The 520-nt window shown below is 65.4% G+C and carries 1 pseudogene (cut by a window edge); it reads left to right on the forward strand.

The features are described from left to right. Window positions 1–336, forward strand: a pseudogene (locus B1790_RS09230) (DUF222 domain-containing protein); its annotated part reaches 837 nt to the left of the window's first position; the annotation flags it as partial. Between the last annotated feature and the right edge of the window lie 184 nt (window positions 337–520).

Here is a 520-nt window from a genome sequence, read left to right on the forward strand (position 1 = left end):
TGCTGTGTGGTCCCCGGGTGCGGGGCGACCCGGGGTTTGCATGCTCATCACATCCGGCATTGGGAGGACGGCGGGCCCACCGAGCTCGACAACCTGGTGTTGTTGTGTCCGTTTCACCACCGCCTTCATCACAGCGGGGGCATCACCATCACCGGTCCGGCGCAACAGCTCGTCGTGACCGACGCCGACGGGAACCGGCTCAGCCCAGGATCATTGGCGCGGCCACCGACCCAGCCCCGCCCATCGGTGAAACCATGCCGCGGCCCGTTGGGGGAACGCGCCGAATGGTGGTGGTACACACCATTCGAACCGAAGGCTCCACCGGCAGCAAGCTAGTGGTCTGAGCCATCGTTCCCGGTATCTGATCCGGGGCGCAGCCGAAAGGCGCCCTGGCGCAAGTCTATTGCGCCTTTCAGTCTGCGGCGTCGCGAGAACTAGTCGGCATGCCGGCGGGTTCATCGTCAGGTGCCGATCGAAATCGACTGCGGGCCAGAATCTTCTGCGTGGTGCGTGGTGCGTG

It is taken from the genome of Mycobacterium sp. AT1, assembly GCF_002043095.1.
Classification (GTDB): Bacteria; Actinomycetota; Actinomycetes; order Mycobacteriales; family Mycobacteriaceae; genus Mycobacterium.